Genomic DNA, 21,554 nt, shown 5'->3' with positions numbered 1-21,554 from the left:
CGTTCAATGATATACCTATATTTTATCAAAAAAAGACTGTAAACTTCATCTCCGAAGGAGACTTTGTCTACAGTCTGAGCAGCTGCATTAATTACGCAGCTGCTTTATTTTGTCCTTTATTCTTGTTTTTAGTATAAACAATTGTCCTTTAACAGGGTGATGTAAAATATAGTTCTTCAATTCAAGGTGATGTGCTTTGATATAGTGTTCGAGCTGTTGTCGCTCCGATTTATTACCATACAGTGTTACAAAGAGCACGATTTGATTTAGGCTCTGATTGTTGTAAGTGTTTGTTCTCATTTCTTCGATATAGCGAATTACATCATCGATAAACTTTTCATCATGCTCAACACGCAAAACGTGTTTGATTAAATAACTGACAATCAATTCGTCCATTCTATAGCTATAATATTGCATAAGCTCCTGTGAATTTTGTGAGGTTGCCAGTAGATCAAAGACACGTTGACGTGCTTTTATAGCATCTTTAATATATTCAGAGCCGTTTTGATAGCTTTGAGTGATGGATCCGGTGGATATGTGATAATAATAGACAACTTTATCCGTTACAAAGACACGATTCATCAGGCATTTAATATTAAAGGCATGTTCCTCACAGAATGTAATATCCTCATCAAACTGTGATAATATATCTCTACGGTATAACTTTGCTCCTGGTCCGATTGACTGCATCAATTCCGGTGATCGAGATAACGTTGTCGATCCTGACGTGTAGGTGTGGCTTTTAATTGGAATTAATTTGTTTGATTTCATATGCTGTATGTGTCCTACATAAACATCATGTGCTGGTTGTGTCTGTATCAGTTGTTTAAAATGCTCAATCACACCTTCAGCAAGTGAATCATCACTATCTAAAAACATCACGTAATCTGAGGTCGCTGCAATGATTCCTTTATTTCGTGCTTTAGCCGCGCCTTGATTGTCTTGATGTATATAGATGACTTGTTTGCTATTTTGATGTTGCCATAATTTAATCTGCTCGCGACTTTGATCGGTAGAGCCATCATCCACACAGATAATGTGATCTGCTGCTCTCGCAGAATCAAGCGCACGTGTTATTGTATTTTCCGCGTTATATACAGGTATAATGACCGTTATCACTGTAATCGCTCCTTTATATACTGAATGATGTCTTGTGTTGCATGCTGCGTCTGATAGTTTGTCCATCCATCTGTATCGATGCGTTCAATATGCGTTAGCTTCTGCTGTAATGCTTCAACTGTATATGCTTTTATTTCTTGTGGCAATGCATAGTAGTACTGATTTAATCCGCGTGAAGCTTCATATTCCGCTTCATCCGGCACATATAGCATGACACGCTTTCCTTTATACAGTGCTTCTATCGCAAGTGAACTATAATCTGTAATAATAATATCTGCAAGATTCAAGCACGCATCTAAAGTTAATTGCGAAATTTCGGTATCCGTCTCATAATTATGGTCTGAAGGGTGTGCACGGATGCGTAGGTTTTTCACGTGTTCATGCTTAAGTTTATCGCTTTCCTTCAACGTGTAATCTCGGTATGTCGGAACAAATAGTACTGTATCGGCTGCACTTTGTGATGCAGTTGAATATTCAAGTCTTGGGAGTCCGGTTTTAATAAAGTTCTTATTGGATGCATTCAATGATTGTTTAAATACTTCTATCATATGATCACCCGCAACGATATAACTATCTGTAAAGTCATATACATCTTTATATTGCTGGACCATCTTGGTGTTTGATACGTCTACAGAACGATCTTCAAGTCCGAATCGTTTCAATGCACTGGATGCATGCCATATTTGAATGACTTCTTGATCTCTATGCTTTGTAATAGCACCGAACATTAAATAGTACGTATCGATCAGTATAACTTTCGCACGTTTCACCGCCTTGATATGCTGAAATACATATTTATTATTTAATGGAATCGCATTAATGTTATGATAATTTAATTGTTTCTTTACAACATCGTTATACTTCGGATGATATAATAGAGAAATATCGATTTTTTGTGAAGCGAGTTGCGTTATTATCGGTAATAGATCTTCTGTAAATGTCATTGTTATTACGATATGATTTGGTCTCGGCCTGGTAACAATGAATCGATCTAACAGTTTTAATAGGGTTATATAGCTCGCTTTGATTAATGTTCTCATACTACACCTCAGTCAGGAGTTTATCATGCAATCATTTACATTTTTAGTTCACAATATATATTATATCGGCGGAACAACGAGAGCCATCATTAATCTTGCAAATACATTAAGTACACGAGGTCACGATGTAACACTGTTATCTGTATTTAAAAGTAAAACTTCGCCTGCTTATCCGATTCACGAAAATATAAATGTTGAATGTATTATTGATTATAGTAATAAATTAAACATTGTGCCAATGATTATGAACAGAATTCATACATTCACACCATTGCTGAAGCCAAAAGTGATTCAGCCTGATGAACCCGGTTTAAATCAGTTCTCATCATATATTGAACGTAAGATCATACAGGCTATCCAGCATGTTGATACTGACTTTCTTGTCGGAACACGTGCAACGTATAATATATTAATTGCACAGTATAGCCGTACAACCACTATCGGTATGGAGCATATGCACTTTAATGCACATCCAGAACGTTTACAGTCTTTAATAAAATCTACATATTCTAACTTAGATTACATTACAACGTTAACGGATGAAGATCGTAATATCTATTCATCATTTCATCCGAACGTGTTTACATTGCCAAATATTATCCCAGAAACTACTTATCATCGAGATGAACAACCGATCATCTCAAGTCTTGGGCGTTTAGAACACGAAAAAGGATTCGATCTGTTTATAGAGAGTATCTATCATATCGCGCCTTCATTACGTGAATATGACTTTAAAGTAAATATATACGGTGAGGGCCATGAACAGAGTCAATTACATGACATGATCACTCATTATCATCTCGACGATATTATCTCCATTCACCCCATGACACAGGATGTTGCATCTATATATCGTAGAAGTATGATTGTAGCAGTGCCCTCTCGTTCTGAAGGGTTTGGTATGGTGATTCTTGAGGCCATGCAAGCAGGTTGTAACGTGGTGAGCTTTAATGCACCTATCGGACCGAAAGCATTACTCAATGAAGATAATGCGATGGTAGTAGATTGCTTTAACACGCAGTTATTCGGAGAAGCTATGCTTACCCTTATTCATGATACACAGTTGCGACAGCATCTTAAACAAGGTGGCTATGCAACAGTCGTTCAGTTCTCTGAAGATGGGATATATAACATAATAAGACGTCAATTACTTTAAAATAAACTAAAGTTGTAAATGCTCTTCTATGCCTTTATAATTAAATAGTTTATTAATTTGAAAATAGGAAGTGTAACAATGAATAGAATATTTAAATGGATGCTTATACTATTGTCACTCAGCCTGATTGCAGTCCCTGTCGCTTATGGTGCTTATCTATATCATTCAACAAAGACGGCAATCGATACATCCTATAATAAAGCATACGAAAAGTCTCAACTGCGTGATAAGACCGTTAATCCTTCCGTAGATAATTTCTCTATTCTGTTCCTCGGTATCGATGACAGTCCTGAGCGCCGCGACAATGGTCAGAAGATAAGCGAGGCACGTACTGACTCTATGATTCTCGCGACATTTAACCGTGATGACAAACAAGTCCGCCTGATTGGTATACCGCGTGATACACTAAGTTACATTCCATCTGTTAAGATGTATGATAAGATTACGCATGCGCACGCTGAAGGTGGTCCTAAAAGTTCAGCAGATGCTGTGGAGCAGAAGTTCAATGTACCAGTAGATTACTATGTAAGAGTGAACATGCAGGCGTTCGTTGACATTGTGGATGAACTTGGCGGTATTACGTTCGATGTGCCGTTTGATATCGACGAACCGACGAAGAATGACAAAGGCAGAATTAAGATAGAGAAAGGTCGCCGGCTTCTAAATGGCAATGAAGCTTTAGCCCTTGCCAGAAGCAGAAGTGTAGACACCGATCTTGGTCGTGGTAAACGTCAGATGGAGATGATTGTTGCACTGGCTAAGAAAGCGAAAGATTCAGGTTCAATCAGCAAGCTGGACGATCTGATAGAGATTCTTGGTAACAATGCAAAGCATAACTTAACGTTTAATGATATCAGTGCGCTGGCACAGTATTATGCTTCAAATGATGTAAAGTTTACACAACGTCAGCTTCAAGGCACGGATTATATGTATAACGGTGTTTATTATTATAATCCAGTAATGGAAGACGTCTATGATATTTCTAAACTACTGCATGAAGACCTTGAGCTTAAGATGACTGAAGAAGATGACCTGCTGGACTACCAGGTACGTACGCTTTATAATGATCTCATTCCTTTGATGGAGCTGGACAGAGAAGAAGTTCGAGATGCTTATGAAAATACTAACGACAGCAGCGAATCCCCTTCACCAGAGTTTGATGATACTACAAACAGCAGTGAATCTCCTTCACCGGAGCTTGATGATACTATAGACAGCAGCGAATCCCCTTCACCAGAGTTTGATGATACTACAGACAGCAGTGAATCTCCTTCACCGGAGTTAGATAACACTACAGAAACTGTAGTGCCAGAAAACAATCTTAATAGTGAAGCAACTATAGAAGAACAGATAGATACGAATATTTATTAAGGGAGGCCCCTATGACACGCAAAACTTATGAGAAGTATCAGCATATTGATAAAGTTTTTGATCGATTAGAAACAATCATGATCGAGAACAAAGACAGAGAGAATTTGCGTAAAGATTTCTTTTACGTGAACGATTATCACCGTCAGAACTATGAAGCATTACTCATCTATTATGGAGATGCCAGCGAAAATCCGCTCATGGATGGCGCCTGCTATATTGTAGGAATTCCTGAAATCTTTGAGCAGCTTAATATATTCGATTATGATGTGCCACTGGATTTCGTATTTGATGACGGACACTTAAGTGAGAACTTTAAATCAATTGATGTGCATTATCAGTATTTAATCGCAGCTGCGCTTGAAGTTTCTGACGTTCAGATCTTCAAACCTTCCGGCTTTGCGATGGGTATGAATCACTGGAATATTAATACGATGAAGCTCTTCTGGCAATACACAGCAATCATCAGATTAGAAGCGCTTTAGACGATTAGGACTTATACACAGTATAAGTCCTTTTTATTATGTACAACTTTAGTTCTTTACTCGATATATATAGTGATAATGACCAGGGCCGTATCATCAAGATTGGTGTTGCAAATGTTAAGGGATTATTACAAATCATTAAGCTTATATACTAAATTTTTCTGACAGTATATAATTACATTGTTAATAAGTTCATATTAGAAAGGAAACTTACATGGATAATAAATTTTACTACAAAACACCTGCTGCACTGTTAATGATGCTTGCTGGAGGAACAACGGTGGCGCATGCAGCTGAACAAACACAAGTAACACCTGAAAAAACACAGACTGATATCACACCTACAACAGCAACAAAGACTGTACAAGAGACTGCGACATCGCCTGCACAGCAGCCAACACCAGCACAAGCTGTTCCAGTGAAGACTCAGACGGCGACTGTAGATGTAAAATCTCAATACAGCTTGTCTCAAGCAGGTAAAGCTGCGACAACTTCAACATCTAAATCGACTGCGACAACGCCTTCGTCTACAACGGCGCCTAAGACGACTGCCACTCCGTCACCTTCATCTGCAGATAAAGCACCTGCTGTTCAAGCAGATACGACAGCTGAGAAACAAAGAGCGACCGTTGCTAAGGTGAACACTTCAGTTACACCCACGACACCGACTGTAGAGCAGGCAGCACCCGCTCTAAAATCTGTGAACGCTACTACGCAGTCGACTGCACCTCAAACGACTGCTGCAGCCAATAAGACGGCTACCGCTTTAAAATCTGTGAACGCTACTACGCAATCGACTGCACCTCAAACGGCTGCTACAGCCAATAAGACTGCACCTGCTCTAAAATCTGTGAACACTACTACACAGTCGACAGCGCCTAAGACAGCTGCTTCAACACTTAAGACTTCAGCAACACAAAGTAACATACAGGCGCAAGCACCAAAGTCCATCAAGGCACGTACTTTAACCAATAAATCAAATGTCAGAACGTTAAAGGCTCAAAGTCCTTCAAACATGTCAGTAAATGAATATATCAAATATAATAATTATCAAGTTCCTCAATATGAAACACGTTATTTCAAGGATGCACCACAGATTGCCTATCGTAATGGTGTTGCGAAGCCTGAAGGAATCGTCGCTCATGAAACCGCCAATCCAAATTCAACGATTGAAGGCGAGATTTCATATATGTCGCGTAATATTAATAACGCATTTGTTCACGCTTTCGTTGATGATAATAACATTATCGAGACAGCGAATACAGATTACTTATCATGGGGAGCTGGCGGTGTATCGAATTCTCGTAATATTAATGTTGAGCTCGTGCGTGTATATGGTAAGGATCGTTTCAGTAAGTCTGTTAATAACTTAGCAGATTACTTGGCGACGAATCTCATTTACTATAAGTTACCGGTTGATAATGCACATAACGACGGTAAAGGTACCGTATGGTCACACCAGGCCGTTTCAAACTATCTCGGCGGTACGGATCACTCAGATCCCGTTGGCTGGTTCGCTGAAAACAACTATACCTTTAATGAGTTCTATAGTCTTGTACAGGAGAAATATAACTATAAGTTAAATGGTACGAAACCTACGCCTCCCGTTACAGTGCAACCGACGCCACCAAAGCCTGCTGAGACGGTTAAGGGTACAGTAACAACTTCAAGCGCTCAGATGATGGCGCGCGTCAACAGCACGAAGGCGAAAGTCTATGCTTCTGTTGACAGTGCAACGGGTGTGAGTGCGGGTCAAAAGGCCGGCAACACTTACTATGTGAATAAGAAAGCGACATTAAACGGCAATACGTACTATGCGCTTACAGACGAAACGAAAACGCCACGTGGCTGGGTAAAAGCAAATGATACGACTGCAGTGAATCGCAGTGCTGAAACGACGGTTACGGGCAACTTTAATGTTAACAACCAGGCAACGAGTCTCTACAAGACGCCTTGGGGTACAGCGAGTCAAATTGTTACAAACTTAAAATCACATGTCGGCAAGAAGTTTACACCTACAAAGAAAGTCACTGTCGGAAAGACGAACTACTACTTCGGTACGGTGAACAATTTAACAGGATGGATTAACTTTAACGAACTGACACTGAACGCCCCTAAACCGGTTGTTAAGCCTGCACCACAGCCGATCAAGGTGTCTGCAGCTCAGATGGTTGCTAAAGTTAAACTTCCAACTTCTAAGATCTACGCCTCAGTTGATCAGAAGTCAGGTGTTAATGCATCAGATAAGGCGAACCGTACGTATTATGTGAATAAGAAAGCAACGTATAACGGAGCAACCTACTATGCATTAACAGATGAGCTAAAGATCCCGCGTGGCTGGGTGAAAGCAAATGATGCTGTAGTCTCAAGCCGTTCTTCAGAAGTTAAGATGAATGGTAAATATAAAGTAAACAGCAAAGCAACTTCGTTATACAGCATGCCAGATGGTACGATGAAACAAGTTGTAAAGCAGTTAAAACCCTTCATCGGCAAATCATTTACACCTTCTAAGAAAATGACGGTGAATCAGTCTGTCTATGTTTATGGTACATTAAATAATATTAGTGGCTGGCTGAAACAGCATGAAATTTCAGTAGACAGAACCCCTGTCATCACAAAGTCTAAACCGGTGAAACTGATTGGTCGTACAGCACCGAAACAAGTGTTGATCTATAAAGACCTCAAAACAATCAAACCTGTTACAAAGCTTGTTGATACTCAAGTCTATGTAAACGAAACTGCGAAACGTAACAACGAACCGTACTATAAGGTAGCAGATAATAATAAGGTACTTGGATGGATCAGCAGCAAGTTTATCAAGACGGTACCGACCGCTACGGTCAGCTGGACAAAGTCCGCACATACAGTGAAGAAACCGACCAGCTATATCTATAATATTCCAAGTGGTGCGAACAAACAGCGTACCGATAAACTGTCTGCTGTTAAAGGGGGTACACTGCAAGTGATTCGCACGGATAAGGTCGGCCGTACGTTATGGCATAAGGTCATCTATAATAACAACAAGATCGGTTATGTATCATCCAGTGACTTATTCACGCAGAACATTACGAAGCTGAAATCACCGACAACATTATCTGCTGCAGTCAAAAAGCAGATGAACCTTGCTAAAGTTCATGCAGGCAGCGCACCTAAAGTTGTGTTCAGTACGTCTAAGAGCGCATACAATGTACGCAACGCTACAGCTGCTGAAGTTACAAAGGCAATGCGTACGCAAGATAAACTAACAGACCCTGTAATGAAATATCAGTTCCTGGACCTTGGTAAATCAGAAGGCATCAACGCAAAGACATTAGACAAGCTGCTTGTCGGTAAAGGTGCACTTGCCGGACAAGGCCGAGCATTCGCTAAAGCAGCACAGCAATTCAACATCAATGAAGTCTACCTGATTGCCCATGCGATATTAGAGACGGGTCATGGTTCAAGCAGGCTAGCAAATGGACTTAGTATCAACAGCACGAATACTGCGACTACTTCAAAAGGCACGAAGTACTTTAATATGTACGGTGCAAAGGCTGATGATAACAACCCAGAAGTCGGCGGCATTAAATATGCTAAAGCACAAGGATGGGATAATCCGTCTAAAGCGATTGTCGGCGGTGCAAAGTATGTCAGAAGTGCTTATATCGATCATGGTCAGCGTACATTACATCAGATGAGGTGGAATCCAGCAAATCCTGCAACCCATCAATATGCAACTGATATTAACTGGGCAGCGAAGAATGCAGCGATTATCGCTAGCATGTACAAGACATTAGGTTTAGATGCAGTGAACTATGTCATCCATGAATACTAATCTTCAAGCTTACAAGCAACAATCCAAGACCCGAATGATACAGTGTTTTCTGTATCATTCGGGTTTTATGCTGTATTCCTTTATCGCACAATAAAAAGAACAGCAAGAATACGCAATTCTTGTGGTCCTGCAATTTAATGATTAAAAGGAATGAATAACGGCTATAGTAGTTATTGGTTAGAAACGAAATGTATAATCTATTCCAATATAAGATATCGTTGCAAACTATATCATTTGAAAGGAGTAAACCATGACAAAACAAAGAGAGTTCTATTTCGATAATGCGCGGCTTTACCTCATCATTCTCGTTGTATTTGGTCATTTATTACGTTCATACATTGATGAGAGTCCGTTCTTATATGCACTTTATATGTTTATCTATAGCTTTCATATGCCTGCATTCGTTCTCATTTCCGGTTACTTTGCTAAAGGTATTCATAAACCTGGCTATATTAAGAAGGTCACAAAGAAACTGCTGGTCCCTTACATCATCTTTCAGACTTTCTATGCTGTTTATTATTATGTCATCGATGATGTGTCGACGATTAAATTAAACCCTTTCGATCCACAATGGGCGATGTGGTTCTTGATGAGCTTATTTTCATGGCAGCTGATATTGTTCTTTATTAAAGACATTAAGCCTCAGATCGTGCTGCCTATAACGTTCTTCATTGGTATCGCAGCAGGTTACTTTGACTTTATCAACAACACGTTAAGCCTGTCCAGAACGCTTGTATTCCTGCCGTTATTTCTTATCGGTTATTATGCTCAGCCTGAACACTTTAAACATGTCAGAGATAAGCGCTATGTGTTATTCTCCATAATTACATTGCTTTTTGTCTTTATCTTCTATATGTGTTTTAAGATTGATTTCAGCTGGCTGTTCGGTAGTAAACCTTATGCATCACTGGAAACACATACACCAGATATATATAGTGGCCTTAAACGCGCAGCAGTGTACGTGATCATATTGATCAGTACGGTAAGTTTCTTGAATATTGTGCCGAACAGAGAGCTCAGATTGACTTATATCGGTTCGAGGACGATGTTCATCTATTTACTGCACGGATTATTCGTCGGTATCTTCCGTGCGAAGAACCTCAACCACTACTTTAATGACCATATTTTCTCTATATTGACGTTTATGGTGCTCACGACAATCTTTCTCGTCTACTTCTTCAGCCATCGTAAAGTGAAACAGCTCACATCACCAGTAATAGAACTAAAAAAGTAGCTTTAGTTCTATTGCTATTTTTTTATTCTTTTTTATGCGTATAATAAGAGTAAGTGACAGCAACAGAGACGCTCACAATTCTTATTTAAGGAGTTTTTTATGAACACATTATGGCAGACACCGGAAGCTAGAATTGAATTATTGAAACGACTTGTAAAGAATGACAGTGTGACAAACAGCGAAGGAGAACAGCGTTTCCCATTCTTCTTAAAGCAGCAGCTGGAACAGCTCGACTACTTTAAGCATACGGAATCTCATATTCAGCTTGTAGAAACATCAGATCATAAGAATGCTATTTGTGCGCTATATCGGAGCTATGATACGGATCGCACCATTATTATGATGAGTCATTACGATACAGTGGATGTGCAGGACTACGGGCAGTTAGCGGCATACGCTTTCGACAGTGATGCGTTAATCGAAGCATTCAAAGGACAGGCGCTATTTGATGAAGATGTTGAAAGAGATGTGCATTCTGACCACTATTTGTTCGGTCGCGGTGTGATGGATATGAAGTCTGGATTGATGATGCAGATGAGTATATTAGAAAAAGCGACATTAGAGGCCTGGCCGGTCAATATCATCCTCGTTTCTGTTCCGGACGAAGAAGTTGGATCATCTGGTATGAAAGCTGCAACTACATTCTTAAATGAATGGGTTCAGTCCTTGCAGCTGGATGTTAAGCTGATTACGAATTCTGAGCCTTCATTCAGCCAGCTTCCTGGCGATGAAACACATTATATCTATACAGGTTCCATTGGCAAGCTGATGCCTGGTGTGATGGTCTACGGTAAGGAGACACATGTAGGTGAACCCCTAAAAGGACTCAGTTCTAACTATATTATCAGTCGCATCAATCAGGAGATTGAATACAATGCGGCATTCACTGAACATTATAAGAAAGAGACGACCCCGCTACCTGTTTCCTTAAAGATGCATGACTTAAAGCAGGATTATAATGTTCAGACACCGTTTATCTCATCTGCTTATTATAATGTGTTTATCTTCAGAAAGACGGCTGAAAGTGTGCTCAGTCAGTTTGAACATATCGTCCGCCGTACTGTAAGTGAAATTAAACGTGACGTGACCTGTCCCACATCATGCCTGATATGCCGAACATTAACGTCATCACCTATCACGATTTGCTAAAGCAAGATGATGTCGATATCGAACAATTGATTACTGCTGAGACTGACCAGGAAATTACTGAACAGATTGTTCAAGGTTTACTGTCATCCCATCATCATAATGATTATACTGTCGTCATCTACTTTGCACCACCCTATTATCCGGCAGTAAATTCAAGTGAGGATAAGCTCGTTACACAGATATCGAAATACGCGATAAAGCAGATGGATAAATGCTACCATCGTAAGCTTAGAAAGATTCATTATTTCAATGGCATTTCAGATCTAAGCTATGCGAACTATCAGGCAAGCATGAAAGATGCGGATTTCTATATGAATCAGACACCTGGATACGGTCGTAACTATAGCATACCGTTTGCCGATATGCAGGCACTAAGTGCACCTGTCATCAATATTGGTGCCTTCGGTAAGGATCCTCATCAGCTTTCAGAACGCATACATATCAAGAGTGTGAGTGAAGAAATTCCTGATATCATCGAAAAAGTGATACAGAAATTCCTATGGCATCATTAACGACAATCATACAATGATTGTCGTTTTATTATTTTATACTGTGTATCGACAAGACAGATACACTTTTCATATTGTTTCTGAACATGTTTCACCTTCTGTGGCAGACGCAGTTTCGCGCCGTCTAGAAATGTAATATCTGTATATTCATCGCTCCCCTCTATGTATGTTACATATTTCTGATTAATATACGCTTTATAATGCTGCTTATTCTGATGAACCTGAAAAAATGCCCAGTTCAAATGCGCCTCCATCATAATCGGAATATACTTTTTCGTACGCATCAGAACCCTTGCAGATGATTTGCGTGTTTTAAGCGAACTCCCTAAGAGCACAAGGGTTTCATCGAGCAGTTGATCTGCAGGCCTGTCCATGATAATCGTCTGTTCATTAAAACGTCTTAACTCTGTCCGACCTTCAACTTCTCCATATTGATAGAGATACATTGTATGTATAGATATTGGCAGCTCCATAACAGCACTCCTTATTTGTTTTACAACATAATTATACAAAATCTTCTTTTTTTTGGATGATTTTTAAGCATTTTAAACGAAAAATTAACAAAATCTTTAACATTTCAACAGATTTTGTGCGTTTGTTAATTACCTATTTATCATTTCTTTCTTTAACATAAAGCTATCCGGAAATCACAACAATATCTAGATGTTGAGAATAGGAATCTTCAATGTCATTTGAACAGCTGCTACAAGATAACGAACGCATCATCCATTATTTGATCCACAAGTATCGCCTGCAATATATGTATGACGATATGTATCAGCTCGCCACAATCCGATTATGGAATATTTATCATACGTACGATCCTACGAAAACGCCTGATATGCAGCAGTATATCTTTACGAAGCTGAACTTCTGCTTTATCGATGAAATTCGCAAATTGAAACGAGAACTGGATCGTTATGCACCGATGGAAGCAATAGAATCCTTCACCTATATGGATGAATCTCTAGTAGAATACCAGGCCTTTTTAGAGCAACTTAAACCTAATGAATATACTTGGCTCATGCTGACACTAGAAGGCTATAAACAAAAAGAAATTGCACAGCTGATGAACTTGAGCACCTCTTCACTGAAAGCATATCGCAAATCCTGTCAGAAGAAACTTCAGAAATTGATATAAAAAGATACTCATCAGCATGCTTTTCTAGTATAATGTTCATTAGTACTTTTTTGAGGAGGATGACTATGACTGTTGCTAAAATTGGAGATATCATTGAATTTCATGACGGACTGCAAGGTGTGGTCGAAAAAATCAATGAAAATTCTGTGATCGTTGACTGTACGTACATGGAAAACTTTGAAAAGCTTGAAATACCAGAAAGAACTGTAATCAACCATAAACGCTATAAGATTATTCACGAGGCATAGCCGTGAAAAAAATTGACCACGCGCTTGTTGTACTATTTGCGATTTATGCTTTCATGCATGTGGTACTCTTTTTGTTACGTGATGAAGCACAGGTCTTCTGGCATGTCTATACCGGCCTTTTGCTCTTTTCATCGCTTGGCTATATCTTCTATGAGCGTAATATCACATCGAAACGACTGATGACGTCAATCGGTGCGGGACTGATAACGAGCGTTATTATCGTCTTGATATATCATATCCTGCTACAGCTGAATTTCGCATTATCATTTACTGCACTACTGCGTGAGCTTGTAGCAATGGGTGTGTACTATAAATGGCAGCTCATCATCACATTGATTGTTGCCGTTCCATTACATGAACTATTCATGCGTGCACTCCTGCAGGATAATATGACACGTTACATGCACCCTATACTTGCCGGTGTCATCAGTAGTCTATTATCCGCCTTGCTGTTTAGCTATGCCGTCGACCTAGAAGTTGTCGTTATACTATTTATCATCCAGCTCATATTATCATTCAGCTATCTTTATACGAAACGACTGATAACGCCTGTTCTCGGTGCAGTAACAGCAATTATTACGCTCATCATCTATGGACAATAATCGCAATGAAAAAGTCTGACCTTAAGAAATTATACGATTTCTTAAGGTCAGACTTTTTATTGTATTTGTTCACTATATTGTCTATATTCTTTCTCGTCATAATAGACTTTCTCCATCAGATTCGGATCATTTGGGTATAGATCGATACTTACAGGAGCGACATCCTTTTTAATATATTCAAAGGAATTCGTGCGTTCCTTAAATTCCAGATCCACTTGCGTTAAGTGTTCTTGACCTGAAGTATAGATTATCTCTCTCTCTGTGTCCTGTAGTCTTTCATTACTGTTGGTAATAATTAAATCCAGTCCTTCTGTACGCAGATGGCCATCTCTTTCAATCGTCTGAATATCTCCATTATGCAAGCCAATGACGAAATCCGGATTCTCCTCATCATACAGATAACGTATCCATGTGCGTATAGCATTGACTGGGTGCTCCACTTCAATATCTTCAATGATATCTGTAACATCTCCTATCTCGCTTATCGCAATGACTGCAATCTTGATGCCTTTAATCATCTTGATAATATAGGGTTTGTTATAGTAAGGTTCCTTCGTTCGTGAATTGATGATATTCACCGAAATAAAAGGAAAATCGCTTAGACTCTGTGAGCGGTTGAAGTACATTCTGCCGAGCTTAAAGTCATGGATACTGATATTGCTGGCATCATAATGCATCGCATTCATTATCGTAATCTGAGGATTTCTTCTGAATGATCGATGCGCTGCAAAGTATTCCGCAGCATAAGAACCCGTTAATGTCTGTCCATTATTCAACAGTAACAGATCATCGCCTGTACGACGCATTCTTACAAACGTCGCTGCTTTTATCAATCCAGGATGATTGCTTTCACTGAACATTCTCCCGCATATATCGCTTGTTATGATAATATGTATATTAATGATTCCTTTCTTCATGAAATCCCCTGCCCTTATTAAATAATTACTGTGGAGTGCCTATGAAAAATATAAAAAAGTACGTACTTTATCATTTTATACTATTTATCCTGATGAATATACTCATAACTTATTCGCTTGCAGAATTAGAAAAAGAAAAGCTTAACGATGAACTAAGACGCTCAATCAATATTTATAGTAATCAAGTTGATTCATTCATCAATGAGTCCCTGTCTATCAACGATAATCTTACGACGGCATTTCAGTATACAAGCGCTGTCACAAAAAGGATGGACGAGATTAAGCATAATGATCCTCGCATCATCAACATCTATATACTAGATGATAAGAGCACGATTCTTCATGCAACTTCAAAGATGAGAGTCGGGAGTAAATTGAAATCGCGCGCATTCTTTATGGGAAATGTTCAGCCGAATTCGAACCACGCTTCAATTAGCAATGTCACAAAAAATGAATTTAATAAGAAGGTCTTCTACATTTCAAGAAGCGTGAACAAATTAAATCAGCAGTATATCATCACGATGGAAATCGATGTGAATACGATTGGCGCGGTTATCGATTCCCTACAGAAGGATACGACCGTCACTATCAAAGATTTTAATGATCAGATCATCTTCCAGTCCATCAATCCACACAGAAATTCTATTTCTGCAAGCGAAAAGTTCTTTAAAGTACCATGGGAAATCACACTGACGACAAATAGGAATATTTATTATGATGTCTATAGCACTGCGCTTATCTATACGCTTATCGCATCTTTGATCTTCTTAACATTACACCTACTATATATCAGCTACAGAAATAAACGTGCTAACGAAAAGGTACTTGAAGATATCAACACGCAGCGTAAAGAAATTATCGGGTTGCTGGCTGCCAATACTGCACATGAAATCAAGAACCCGCTGACCTCAATAAAGGGCTTCGTTGAGTTACTTGAACTAGAGTACGATCCTAAACATAATAACCAGAAGTTCCATATCGTTAAAAGCGAGCTCGAACGTATCAATCTCATCGTCAGCCAGTTCCTGTTACTTGGTAAACCGACAACAGTCGATACAGAACGTGTGGATGTCCGAGAAATAATACGTGATATCTTAAACTTTCTGGATTACGACCTGGCTATTCATAATATTATGGTCGTCAAACAGTTTACAGATGAACCGACATTCATCAGTGTTTCTAAAGATCAGTTCAAACAAGCGCTGATCAACTTGATTCAGAATGCCAAAGATGCAATGGTACATGCAGACCCCGCAATACTTAAGATTACGGTTGAGAATGCCAATGGATTTACTGTCATCCGCTTTATCGATAATGGGGAAGGCATGGATAAAGACGTGCAGCAAGAACTCTTCAACCCCTTCTTTACGACAAAACTGCACGGCACGGGGCTCGGTCTACCGATAACTAAAAGTATCGTTGATGCCCATCACGGTTTCATTGAAGTGGTATCAAGGAAACAAAAAGGTACGACATTCATTATTTCTTTCCCGACAGTACAATAAACACCCGAATGATATGAAGAAAGACATTTCTTCTTATCATTCGGGTGTTTATTATTATGTGCTGCTTAACTTAACGATTGATCATCCAATCATGATACGTTCTTTCGGATATCTGAACTTCTCTGGTTCAGCCTTGCCACCGAGCATAATAATGAACGAGATCAATCCGACACGTCCGATAAACATCAAGACCATGATGACTAGCTTACTCAAGTTAGACAGATCCGCAGTAATGCCAAGAGAAAGCCCACACGTACCAAATGCACTCATCACCTCGAAGAAGATTTCAAGCAGTCCATATTTACCATTTTCAAATGATAATATAAGCAGCAGTCCGTTGAAACAAATTAACGTCGCAAGCACCATAACGGCAAATGCACGGTTAATATCGATCGGGTCAATCTCTTTGTTGAAGACTTTAATAGAGTTTCTTCCATTGCTATAGTTGATAAGAAATAGTATCAGAATCGCAAATGTCGTCGTTCTGATTCCACCACCTACCGAACTAGGACTCGAACCGATGAACATCAGACCAGACATAAAGAACTGTGTGGCATCTGTCAGCTGTGTCAAGTCGATTGTCGTAAGTCCTGCGCTACGTGTCGTTGCTGACTGGAACATCGCATAAAATAAAGCTTTATGCCACGAAATGGACTTAAAGGCATGATGGTATTCAAACACATAGATGGTCAGTGTCCCAAGGATAAATAACAGCATATATGTGACGATCGTCAGCTTAGCAAAGAGACTGAGACGAAAGTTCGGTATCTTGTTCGTCAAATAACTCTTAACTTCGATGAGTACAGGAAATCCGATGGCTCCTAGTACAATGAGGAACATCGTTATCGTCTGTACGAAGTAATCATTTGCATAAGAGTTTAAACTGTCTCCAGTAATGTCCAGTCCGCCATTGGTCGTAGCAGATACTGCTGCAAACATCCCGTGGAACAGCGCCTTTGTAATGCTATCCATATCCTTATAGAAATAAAAAGCTAGCATTAATGCACCGCACAGCTCAATTACAAGCATCGTCTTCACAATCTCAAGAATTAATGTTACGACGCCACTCATCTTGTACTGATTATGATCGACCATAATGAGCTGACGTTCGCGCATCCCAATCTTCTTACCAAGGATGACCCAAAGAAGCGTTCCCATAGCCATAACCCCGATACCCCCGAGATTCAGTATGAAAATAATTATCATCTGTCCGAATGTCGAATATGTATCCACGATGGATACAGGGGACAACCCTGTCACACTAATACCTGAAACTGCGACAAACAGCGAATCAATATATGAAATTGTAATCCCTTCTTTATGTACGTACGGAATACGCAACAATAAGAACGAAATAAATATTGCAACAAGATAATAGAGTACAATACCTTGCTGTGGTGTAAGCCGCATCAATAGCTTCGTCATCATCATTCTTCCTTACTTTAATTTAAGTTTAATCGTCTTTTTGATACCTTGTCTTTCAAGCTTAACCGTTAACGTTTCCCCTATCTTCTTATCGTTGAACAATACTTTTCTGAAGTGGATCTTATCTTCAATCTTCGTCTGATCAAGATGTGTTATAACGTCACCCTGCATAAGACCTGCCTGCTGTGCGACAGATGCTGCTTCTACTTGCATGATCTGCACACCTTGTTTCAAGTTTCCGGTATATTCAGCTGAAGCTAAATCTTCTACGCTGATCCCCAGTTTCGGACGCTTGATTGAACCGCTCTTTTCTAGAGCTTTAATATGTTTCTTGACATCATTTGCAGGTATAGAAAAGGCAATCCCTTCGACACCGTTCATCGTAATCTTAAGTGAATTCAGTCCAACCATCTCACCCTTATCATTAAACAAGGCACCTCCTGAATTACCCGGATTGATGGCAGCGTCAGTCTGAAGAACATCCATTGACCAGTCATACTCATTATCGCCATCAATATCCACAGGTACCGTTCTATCGAGCCCAGAGATGATTCCGCTTGTTACACTTCCTGCAAATATTTTGCCAAGGGGACTACCTAGCGCCAGCACATGCTCTCCTGCTTCAAGTTTACTGCTATCACCAAAAGTAACGGTAGATTTCAGATTCCCTTTAGGTATTCTGATCACTGCGATATCAGTCCATATGTCCTTGCCGACAAGCGTCGCCTTTTCCTTTAGTTTTCCTTGTGTCACTTCAATTGTGGGTGCTTTTGCCACAACATGATGGTTCGTTACGATATATGCATATTTTTCATCGAGCTTATAGATAACGCCACTGCCGATGCCTGTTTCCTCAGGTGCCTTTTCAGAAGCCTGTGCATCGATAGGTTCATCTGCTGATGCCTTTTGCAGATTTGTAACCGTTACGACCGTATCCTTATGCTTTGCAATCCATTCCGTCTGAGTAAGCGCCGCTTCTTCCTGTGGCTTATCTTTTTGCTGGAACATCTTTGGTAATAACAGTGCAGCTAACATTATTCCTATAAGAATACCCACAAGTAATGGTAATAACCATCTAAAGCTGCTTCCAGAGGCTTCTTCTACCAATGATTCGGTAGACGCTTCGTGTGCTTTCACTTCTTGTTCAGATGCTTTTTCAGGCATTCCAGGCGTTTCCGTTTCAACTGTTTCCTCAGCAGGTGTCCCTTTGGTTTCATCCTGCGGTTGTTGTGAGGGGGTTTCCGTGACCGGTGGAATAGCCATACTTTCATCCACTGTATCCTTAGTATTAGGTTCAATGATTAATTTTTCTTCATCTCTCTTATGCAGATACGGAAATATATGGCGTTTACCCTGCCCCTCATAAAATAGGCGTTTCGGTCTTCTGTAATCTCTTCTTTTTATCGTAATCTTCTTCATCGCTGCCTCCACTAAAAAAACTTAATGTTTCTATTATAATATAGATACATTAAGTTGAGTATTGTATTATGCTTTTTTCTTGTTGCCGCTGAACCATCCGATTACAAGAATGCCAAGCAGGACTGTCCAGAATATTACTTGCCATAATGTACTATGTGGGAATTCGTGTGGTAATATGCCTACCTTTTCGTGTGCAAGCACCATCACAACAAGCTTGACACCGACCCATCCGACAACCGCAAATGCTGCTGCTTCAAGTGAAGGATTGTCATGCAGCAGTTTAACAAACCATGTTGCCGCAAATCGCATGATGATTACACCAAGCATTCCTCCTGTAAACATTACAAGGAACTGACCGAGATTCATACCACCGAACTGTGGTCCTACTTCCGGTAATGTCAGTGCGATGGCGATTGCTGCAAGCATTGAATCAATGGCAAATGCGATATCTGCGAATTCCACTTTAGCAACAGTCATCCAGAAGCCGCTTCCTTTGCTACTACCATATTTCTCAAGCTCAGCTTCTTCTGACGCACTTGCTGCATCGTCTGTTCTAAAGTAATCTATGAGGTTTTTAGTGGACATATATAACAAATATGCAGCCCCCGCTGCTTGAATCTGCCAGTAGTTGGCAAGGTAACTGATGGCAAAGAGTGCCCCAAATCTAAAGATAAATGCACCGACTAATCCGTAGAATAAAGCTTTCTTACGACGTTCTTCCGGTAAATGCTTGACCATTACTGCCATAACGATAGCGTTATCTGCAGCAAGCAGGCCTTCTAATACAACGAGTACGAGTATAACCCACAGATAGGTAATGATAATTGACGGATCCACTATAACTCCTCCTTCTTACAGTAAACTGTAGAGCTTAATTTCTGGGAACTTATCCAGGAACCAGCGCGTCGCAAATTCATTCTCGAACAAGAATACTTTGTTTTCAAATCTATCTTCCACAAGAATCGAACGGCTTGAGTTCATAACATCTCGAATATCCGCTTCGTTCTCAATCCAGCGGGCAATCTTTCTCCCTACAGGTTCCATAATGACGTCTACATTGTATTCGTTATTCATACGATGTTCAAACACTTCAAACTGAAGCTGCCCGACTGCCCCTAAAATAATCTGATTGGTATGCAGTGTACGATAAAGCTGAATGGCACCTTCCTGGACAAGCTGTTCGATTCCTTTATGGAAATGTTTCTGCTTCATTACGTTCTTCGGTGACACTTTCATAAAGATTTCTGGTGTGAACTGTGGTAATTTCTCGAACTCGAATTTCTGATTTCCACCGACAAGCGTATCACCGATCTGGAAGTTCCCAGAGTCATATAGTCCGATAATATCACCACTTACAGCATGGTTTACCGTTTGTGTATCATCTGCCATAAATGATGTTGAACGTGAGATCTTCATCTTCTTATCTGTACGCGTCATCTTAATGTCCATGCCACGTTCAAATGCACCACTGACGATACGCATAAAAGCGATTCTATCTCGATGCTGTGGATTCATATTGGCCTGAATCTTGAAGATAAATCCACTGAAACTTTCATCAAATGGTGATACTTCTTCACCTGACTCCGTTTTACGCCCAGATGGCATCGGCGCATGATCTACATATGCATTCAGGAAGTTCTGTACACCGAAGTTCGCAAGGGCTGAGCCGAAGAATACAGGTGTTAGATCACCTGTCATCAGTTTCTCTTTATCAAATGTCTCGCCTGCTTCATCGACAAGCATCAACTCCTCTATCGCCTGTTCATATGCGCTGTCTGAAGTGATCGCATGACTTTCTTGAAGTTCATAATCTTCATTTAAATGCAGCACGTTCTCTTCATCTCTAAACGGCTCTATTGTTTTCGTCTTGCGGTCAATAATACCGAAGAATGATTGCCCCATACCGATTGGCCAGTTCATCGGATATGTCTCAATTTCAAGCGTCTTCTCGATTTCCTCCAGCAACTCAAACGGTTCTTTACCGACACGGTCAAGTTTGTTAATGAATGTGAAAATCGGAATCCCACGCATCTTACAGACCTTAAATAACTTTAACGTCTGTGGCTCTATCCCTTTCGCGCAGTCGATCACCATGACAGCACTATCTACCGCCATTAACGTACGATACGTATCTTCTGAGAAATCTTCGTGTCCAGGTGTGTCCAAAATATTAATTTTAAAGTTATCATAATCAAACTGCATCACAGAACTCGTTACAGAAATCCCACGCTGTTTCTCTACTTCCATCCAGTCACTCGTCGCAAACTTACCCGTCTTCTTACCCTTGACGGTACCTGCTTCACGAATGGCGCCACCGAATAATAATAATTTCTCCGTTAATGTGGTCTTACCGGCATCCGGGTGAGAGATGATGGCAAATGTCTTTCTTATTTCTACTTCTTCTCTTAATGTCATAAATTCGC

At 39.9% G+C, this 21,554-nt stretch carries 19 protein-coding genes; 11 read left to right on the top strand and 8 right to left on the bottom strand.

Annotation, left to right across the window (positions count from 1 at the left end; all coding sequences use genetic code 11):
- Positions 1–87: 87 nt before the first annotated feature.
- Together ACZ2V4_RS08635 and ACZ2V4_RS08630 are read right to left on the bottom strand one after the other, a co-directional pair.
- Positions 88–1,185, bottom strand: coding sequence for a glycosyltransferase family 2 protein (locus ACZ2V4_RS08635; protein WP_490514743.1), 1,098 nt, complete (start codon positions 1,183–1,185; stop codon positions 88–90).
- A complete protein-coding gene (locus ACZ2V4_RS08630) occupies positions 1,116–2,159 on the bottom strand; it encodes a CDP-glycerol glycerophosphotransferase family protein (RefSeq protein WP_458619909.1) in 1,044 nt (347 codons plus the stop codon). Before ACZ2V4_RS08630 ends, ACZ2V4_RS08635 begins: the two co-directional genes overlap by 70 nt.
- 25 nt (positions 2,160–2,184) lie before the next feature.
- On the opposite strand from ACZ2V4_RS08630, the gene ACZ2V4_RS08625 reads away from it, so the two are divergent.
- From ACZ2V4_RS08625 to ACZ2V4_RS08595, 7 genes are all read left to right on the top strand, one after another.
- Positions 2,185–3,315 (top strand): glycosyltransferase, encoded by a 1,131-nt coding sequence (locus ACZ2V4_RS08625; protein WP_458619908.1) that lies wholly within the window; start codon positions 2,185–2,187, stop codon positions 3,313–3,315.
- A gap of 78 nt (positions 3,316–3,393) precedes the next feature.
- Positions 3,394–4,686 carry an LCP family protein gene (locus tag ACZ2V4_RS08620; protein ID WP_490514742.1) on the top strand — a complete coding sequence of 431 codons (1,293 nt, stop codon included), beginning with the start codon at positions 3,394–3,396 and terminating at the stop codon, positions 4,684–4,686.
- Between the two features lie 11 nt (positions 4,687–4,697).
- Positions 4,698–5,168, top strand: a complete 471-nt coding sequence (locus ACZ2V4_RS08615; protein ID WP_133421645.1) for a DUF2538 family protein — start codon at positions 4,698–4,700, stop codon at positions 5,166–5,168.
- 214 nt (positions 5,169–5,382) lie between these two features.
- Positions 5,383–8,982, top strand: a complete 3,600-nt coding sequence (locus ACZ2V4_RS08610) for a GW dipeptide domain-containing protein (RefSeq protein ID WP_490514741.1) — start codon at positions 5,383–5,385, stop codon at positions 8,980–8,982.
- 250 nt (positions 8,983–9,232) lie between these two features.
- Positions 9,233–10,216, top strand: a complete 984-nt coding sequence (locus ACZ2V4_RS08605) for an acyltransferase family protein (RefSeq protein ID WP_283721724.1) — start codon at positions 9,233–9,235, stop codon at positions 10,214–10,216.
- A 99-nt stretch (positions 10,217–10,315) separates the two neighbouring features.
- Positions 10,316–11,365 carry a M20/M25/M40 family metallo-hydrolase gene (locus ACZ2V4_RS08600; RefSeq protein ID WP_490514740.1) on the top strand — a complete coding sequence of 350 codons (1,050 nt, stop codon included), beginning with the start codon at positions 10,316–10,318 and terminating at the stop codon, positions 11,363–11,365.
- Positions 11,326–11,877, top strand: coding sequence for a hypothetical protein (locus ACZ2V4_RS08595; protein WP_490514739.1), 552 nt, complete (start codon positions 11,326–11,328; stop codon positions 11,875–11,877). The genes ACZ2V4_RS08600 and ACZ2V4_RS08595 overlap by 40 nt, the downstream gene beginning before the upstream one ends.
- Here ACZ2V4_RS08595 and ACZ2V4_RS08590 read toward each other — a convergent pair.
- Complete coding sequence (locus ACZ2V4_RS08590) at positions 11,874–12,347, bottom strand: competence protein ComK (RefSeq protein WP_283721726.1); 474 nt, start codon at positions 12,345–12,347, stop codon at positions 11,874–11,876. The two genes, ACZ2V4_RS08595 and ACZ2V4_RS08590, sit on opposite strands and share 4 nt — an antisense overlap.
- Positions 12,348–12,559: 212 nt before the next feature.
- On the opposite strand from ACZ2V4_RS08590, the gene ACZ2V4_RS08585 reads away from it, so the two are divergent.
- The 3 genes from ACZ2V4_RS08585 to ACZ2V4_RS08575 all read left to right on the top strand — a co-directional run bounded on the left by ACZ2V4_RS08585 (position 12,560) and on the right by ACZ2V4_RS08575 (position 13,865).
- Positions 12,560–13,015, top strand: a complete 456-nt coding sequence (locus ACZ2V4_RS08585; RefSeq protein WP_219494323.1) for a sigma-70 family RNA polymerase sigma factor — start codon at positions 12,560–12,562, stop codon at positions 13,013–13,015.
- A gap of 65 nt (positions 13,016–13,080) precedes the next feature.
- Positions 13,081–13,263: a YkvS family protein gene (locus ACZ2V4_RS08580; protein WP_041635862.1), complete on the top strand. Its 183-nt coding sequence runs from the start codon at positions 13,081–13,083 to the stop codon at positions 13,261–13,263.
- A 2-nt stretch (positions 13,264–13,265) separates the two neighbouring features.
- Positions 13,266–13,865 carry a CPBP family glutamic-type intramembrane protease gene (locus tag ACZ2V4_RS08575; protein WP_283721727.1) on the top strand — a complete coding sequence of 200 codons (600 nt, stop codon included), beginning with the start codon at positions 13,266–13,268 and terminating at the stop codon, positions 13,863–13,865.
- A 56-nt stretch (positions 13,866–13,921) separates the two neighbouring features.
- On the opposite strand, the gene ACZ2V4_RS08570 is transcribed toward ACZ2V4_RS08575, so the two are convergent.
- Positions 13,922–14,782 carry a bifunctional UDP-sugar hydrolase/5'-nucleotidase gene (locus ACZ2V4_RS08570; RefSeq protein ID WP_283721728.1) on the bottom strand — a complete coding sequence of 287 codons (861 nt, stop codon included), beginning with the start codon at positions 14,780–14,782 and terminating at the stop codon, positions 13,922–13,924.
- A 41-nt stretch (positions 14,783–14,823) separates the two neighbouring features.
- Between ACZ2V4_RS08570 and ACZ2V4_RS08565 the strand changes: the two genes are divergently transcribed.
- Positions 14,824–16,287 (top strand): ATP-binding protein, encoded by a 1,464-nt coding sequence (locus ACZ2V4_RS08565; RefSeq protein WP_490514738.1) that lies wholly within the window; start codon positions 14,824–14,826, stop codon positions 16,285–16,287.
- An 81-nt stretch (positions 16,288–16,368) separates the two neighbouring features.
- Here ACZ2V4_RS08565 and ACZ2V4_RS08560 read toward each other — a convergent pair whose 3' ends face one another.
- The 4 genes from ACZ2V4_RS08560 to ACZ2V4_RS08545 all read right to left on the bottom strand — a co-directional run bounded on the left by ACZ2V4_RS08560 (position 16,369) and on the right by ACZ2V4_RS08545 (position 21,546).
- Entirely contained in the window at positions 16,369–17,718 is a 1,350-nt protein-coding gene (locus tag ACZ2V4_RS08560; RefSeq protein ID WP_241427492.1) for a TrkH family potassium uptake protein, read from the bottom strand.
- Positions 17,719–17,724: 6 nt separating this feature from the next.
- On the bottom strand, positions 17,725–19,131 hold the full coding sequence (locus tag ACZ2V4_RS08555; RefSeq protein ID WP_283721730.1) for a S1C family serine protease: 1,407 nt from the start codon (positions 19,129–19,131) through the stop codon (positions 17,725–17,727).
- A 66-nt stretch (positions 19,132–19,197) separates the two neighbouring features.
- Entirely contained in the window at positions 19,198–19,968 is a 771-nt protein-coding gene (locus ACZ2V4_RS08550) for a TerC family protein (RefSeq protein WP_283721731.1), read from the bottom strand.
- A 15-nt stretch (positions 19,969–19,983) separates the two neighbouring features.
- Positions 19,984–21,546 carry a peptide chain release factor 3 gene (locus tag ACZ2V4_RS08545; protein ID WP_219494311.1) on the bottom strand — a complete coding sequence of 521 codons (1,563 nt, stop codon included), beginning with the start codon at positions 21,544–21,546 and terminating at the stop codon, positions 19,984–19,986.
- Positions 21,547–21,554 lie beyond the last annotated feature (8 nt).

It is taken from the genome of Macrococcus sp. CoH-51_TC_04 (assembly GCF_058188655.1).
Note: the sequence above shows the minus strand (reverse complement) of the source record. Positions and strands in the feature narration are given on the sequence as shown.

Excerpts from the sequence above, each read along its gene's own strand:
- ACZ2V4_RS08635 (WP_490514743.1), bottom strand. The coding sequence starts at position 1,185 with ATGGACAAACTATCAGACGCAGCATGCAACACAAGACATCATTCAGTA.
- ACZ2V4_RS08630 (WP_458619909.1), bottom strand. The coding sequence starts at position 2,159 with ATGAGAACATTAATCAAAGCGAGCTATATAACCCTATTAAAACTGTTA.
- ACZ2V4_RS08625 (WP_458619908.1), top strand. The coding sequence starts at position 2,185 with ATGCAATCATTTACATTTTTAGTTCACAATATATATTATATCGGCGGA.
- ACZ2V4_RS08620 (WP_490514742.1), top strand. The coding sequence starts at position 3,394 with ATGAATAGAATATTTAAATGGATGCTTATACTATTGTCACTCAGCCTG.
- ACZ2V4_RS08615 (WP_133421645.1), top strand. The coding sequence starts at position 4,698 with ATGACACGCAAAACTTATGAGAAGTATCAGCATATTGATAAAGTTTTT.
- ACZ2V4_RS08610 (WP_490514741.1), top strand. The coding sequence starts at position 5,383 with ATGGATAATAAATTTTACTACAAAACACCTGCTGCACTGTTAATGATG.
- ACZ2V4_RS08605 (WP_283721724.1), top strand. The coding sequence starts at position 9,233 with ATGACAAAACAAAGAGAGTTCTATTTCGATAATGCGCGGCTTTACCTC.
- ACZ2V4_RS08600 (WP_490514740.1), top strand. The coding sequence starts at position 10,316 with ATGAACACATTATGGCAGACACCGGAAGCTAGAATTGAATTATTGAAA.
- ACZ2V4_RS08595 (WP_490514739.1), top strand. The coding sequence starts at position 11,326 with ATGCCGAACATTAACGTCATCACCTATCACGATTTGCTAAAGCAAGAT.
- ACZ2V4_RS08590 (WP_283721726.1), bottom strand. The coding sequence starts at position 12,347 with ATGGAGCTGCCAATATCTATACATACAATGTATCTCTATCAATATGGA.
- ACZ2V4_RS08585 (WP_219494323.1), top strand. The coding sequence starts at position 12,560 with ATGTCATTTGAACAGCTGCTACAAGATAACGAACGCATCATCCATTAT.
- ACZ2V4_RS08580 (WP_041635862.1), top strand. The coding sequence starts at position 13,081 with ATGACTGTTGCTAAAATTGGAGATATCATTGAATTTCATGACGGACTG.
- ACZ2V4_RS08570 (WP_283721728.1), bottom strand. The coding sequence starts at position 14,782 with ATGAAGAAAGGAATCATTAATATACATATTATCATAACAAGCGATATA.
- ACZ2V4_RS08565 (WP_490514738.1), top strand. The coding sequence starts at position 14,824 with ATGAAAAATATAAAAAAGTACGTACTTTATCATTTTATACTATTTATC.
- ACZ2V4_RS08560 (WP_241427492.1), bottom strand. The coding sequence starts at position 17,718 with ATGATGATGACGAAGCTATTGATGCGGCTTACACCACAGCAAGGTATT.
- ACZ2V4_RS08555 (WP_283721730.1), bottom strand. The coding sequence starts at position 19,131 with ATGAAGAAGATTACGATAAAAAGAAGAGATTACAGAAGACCGAAACGC.
- ACZ2V4_RS08545 (WP_219494311.1), bottom strand. The coding sequence starts at position 21,546 with ATGACATTAAGAGAAGAAGTAGAAATAAGAAAGACATTTGCCATCATC.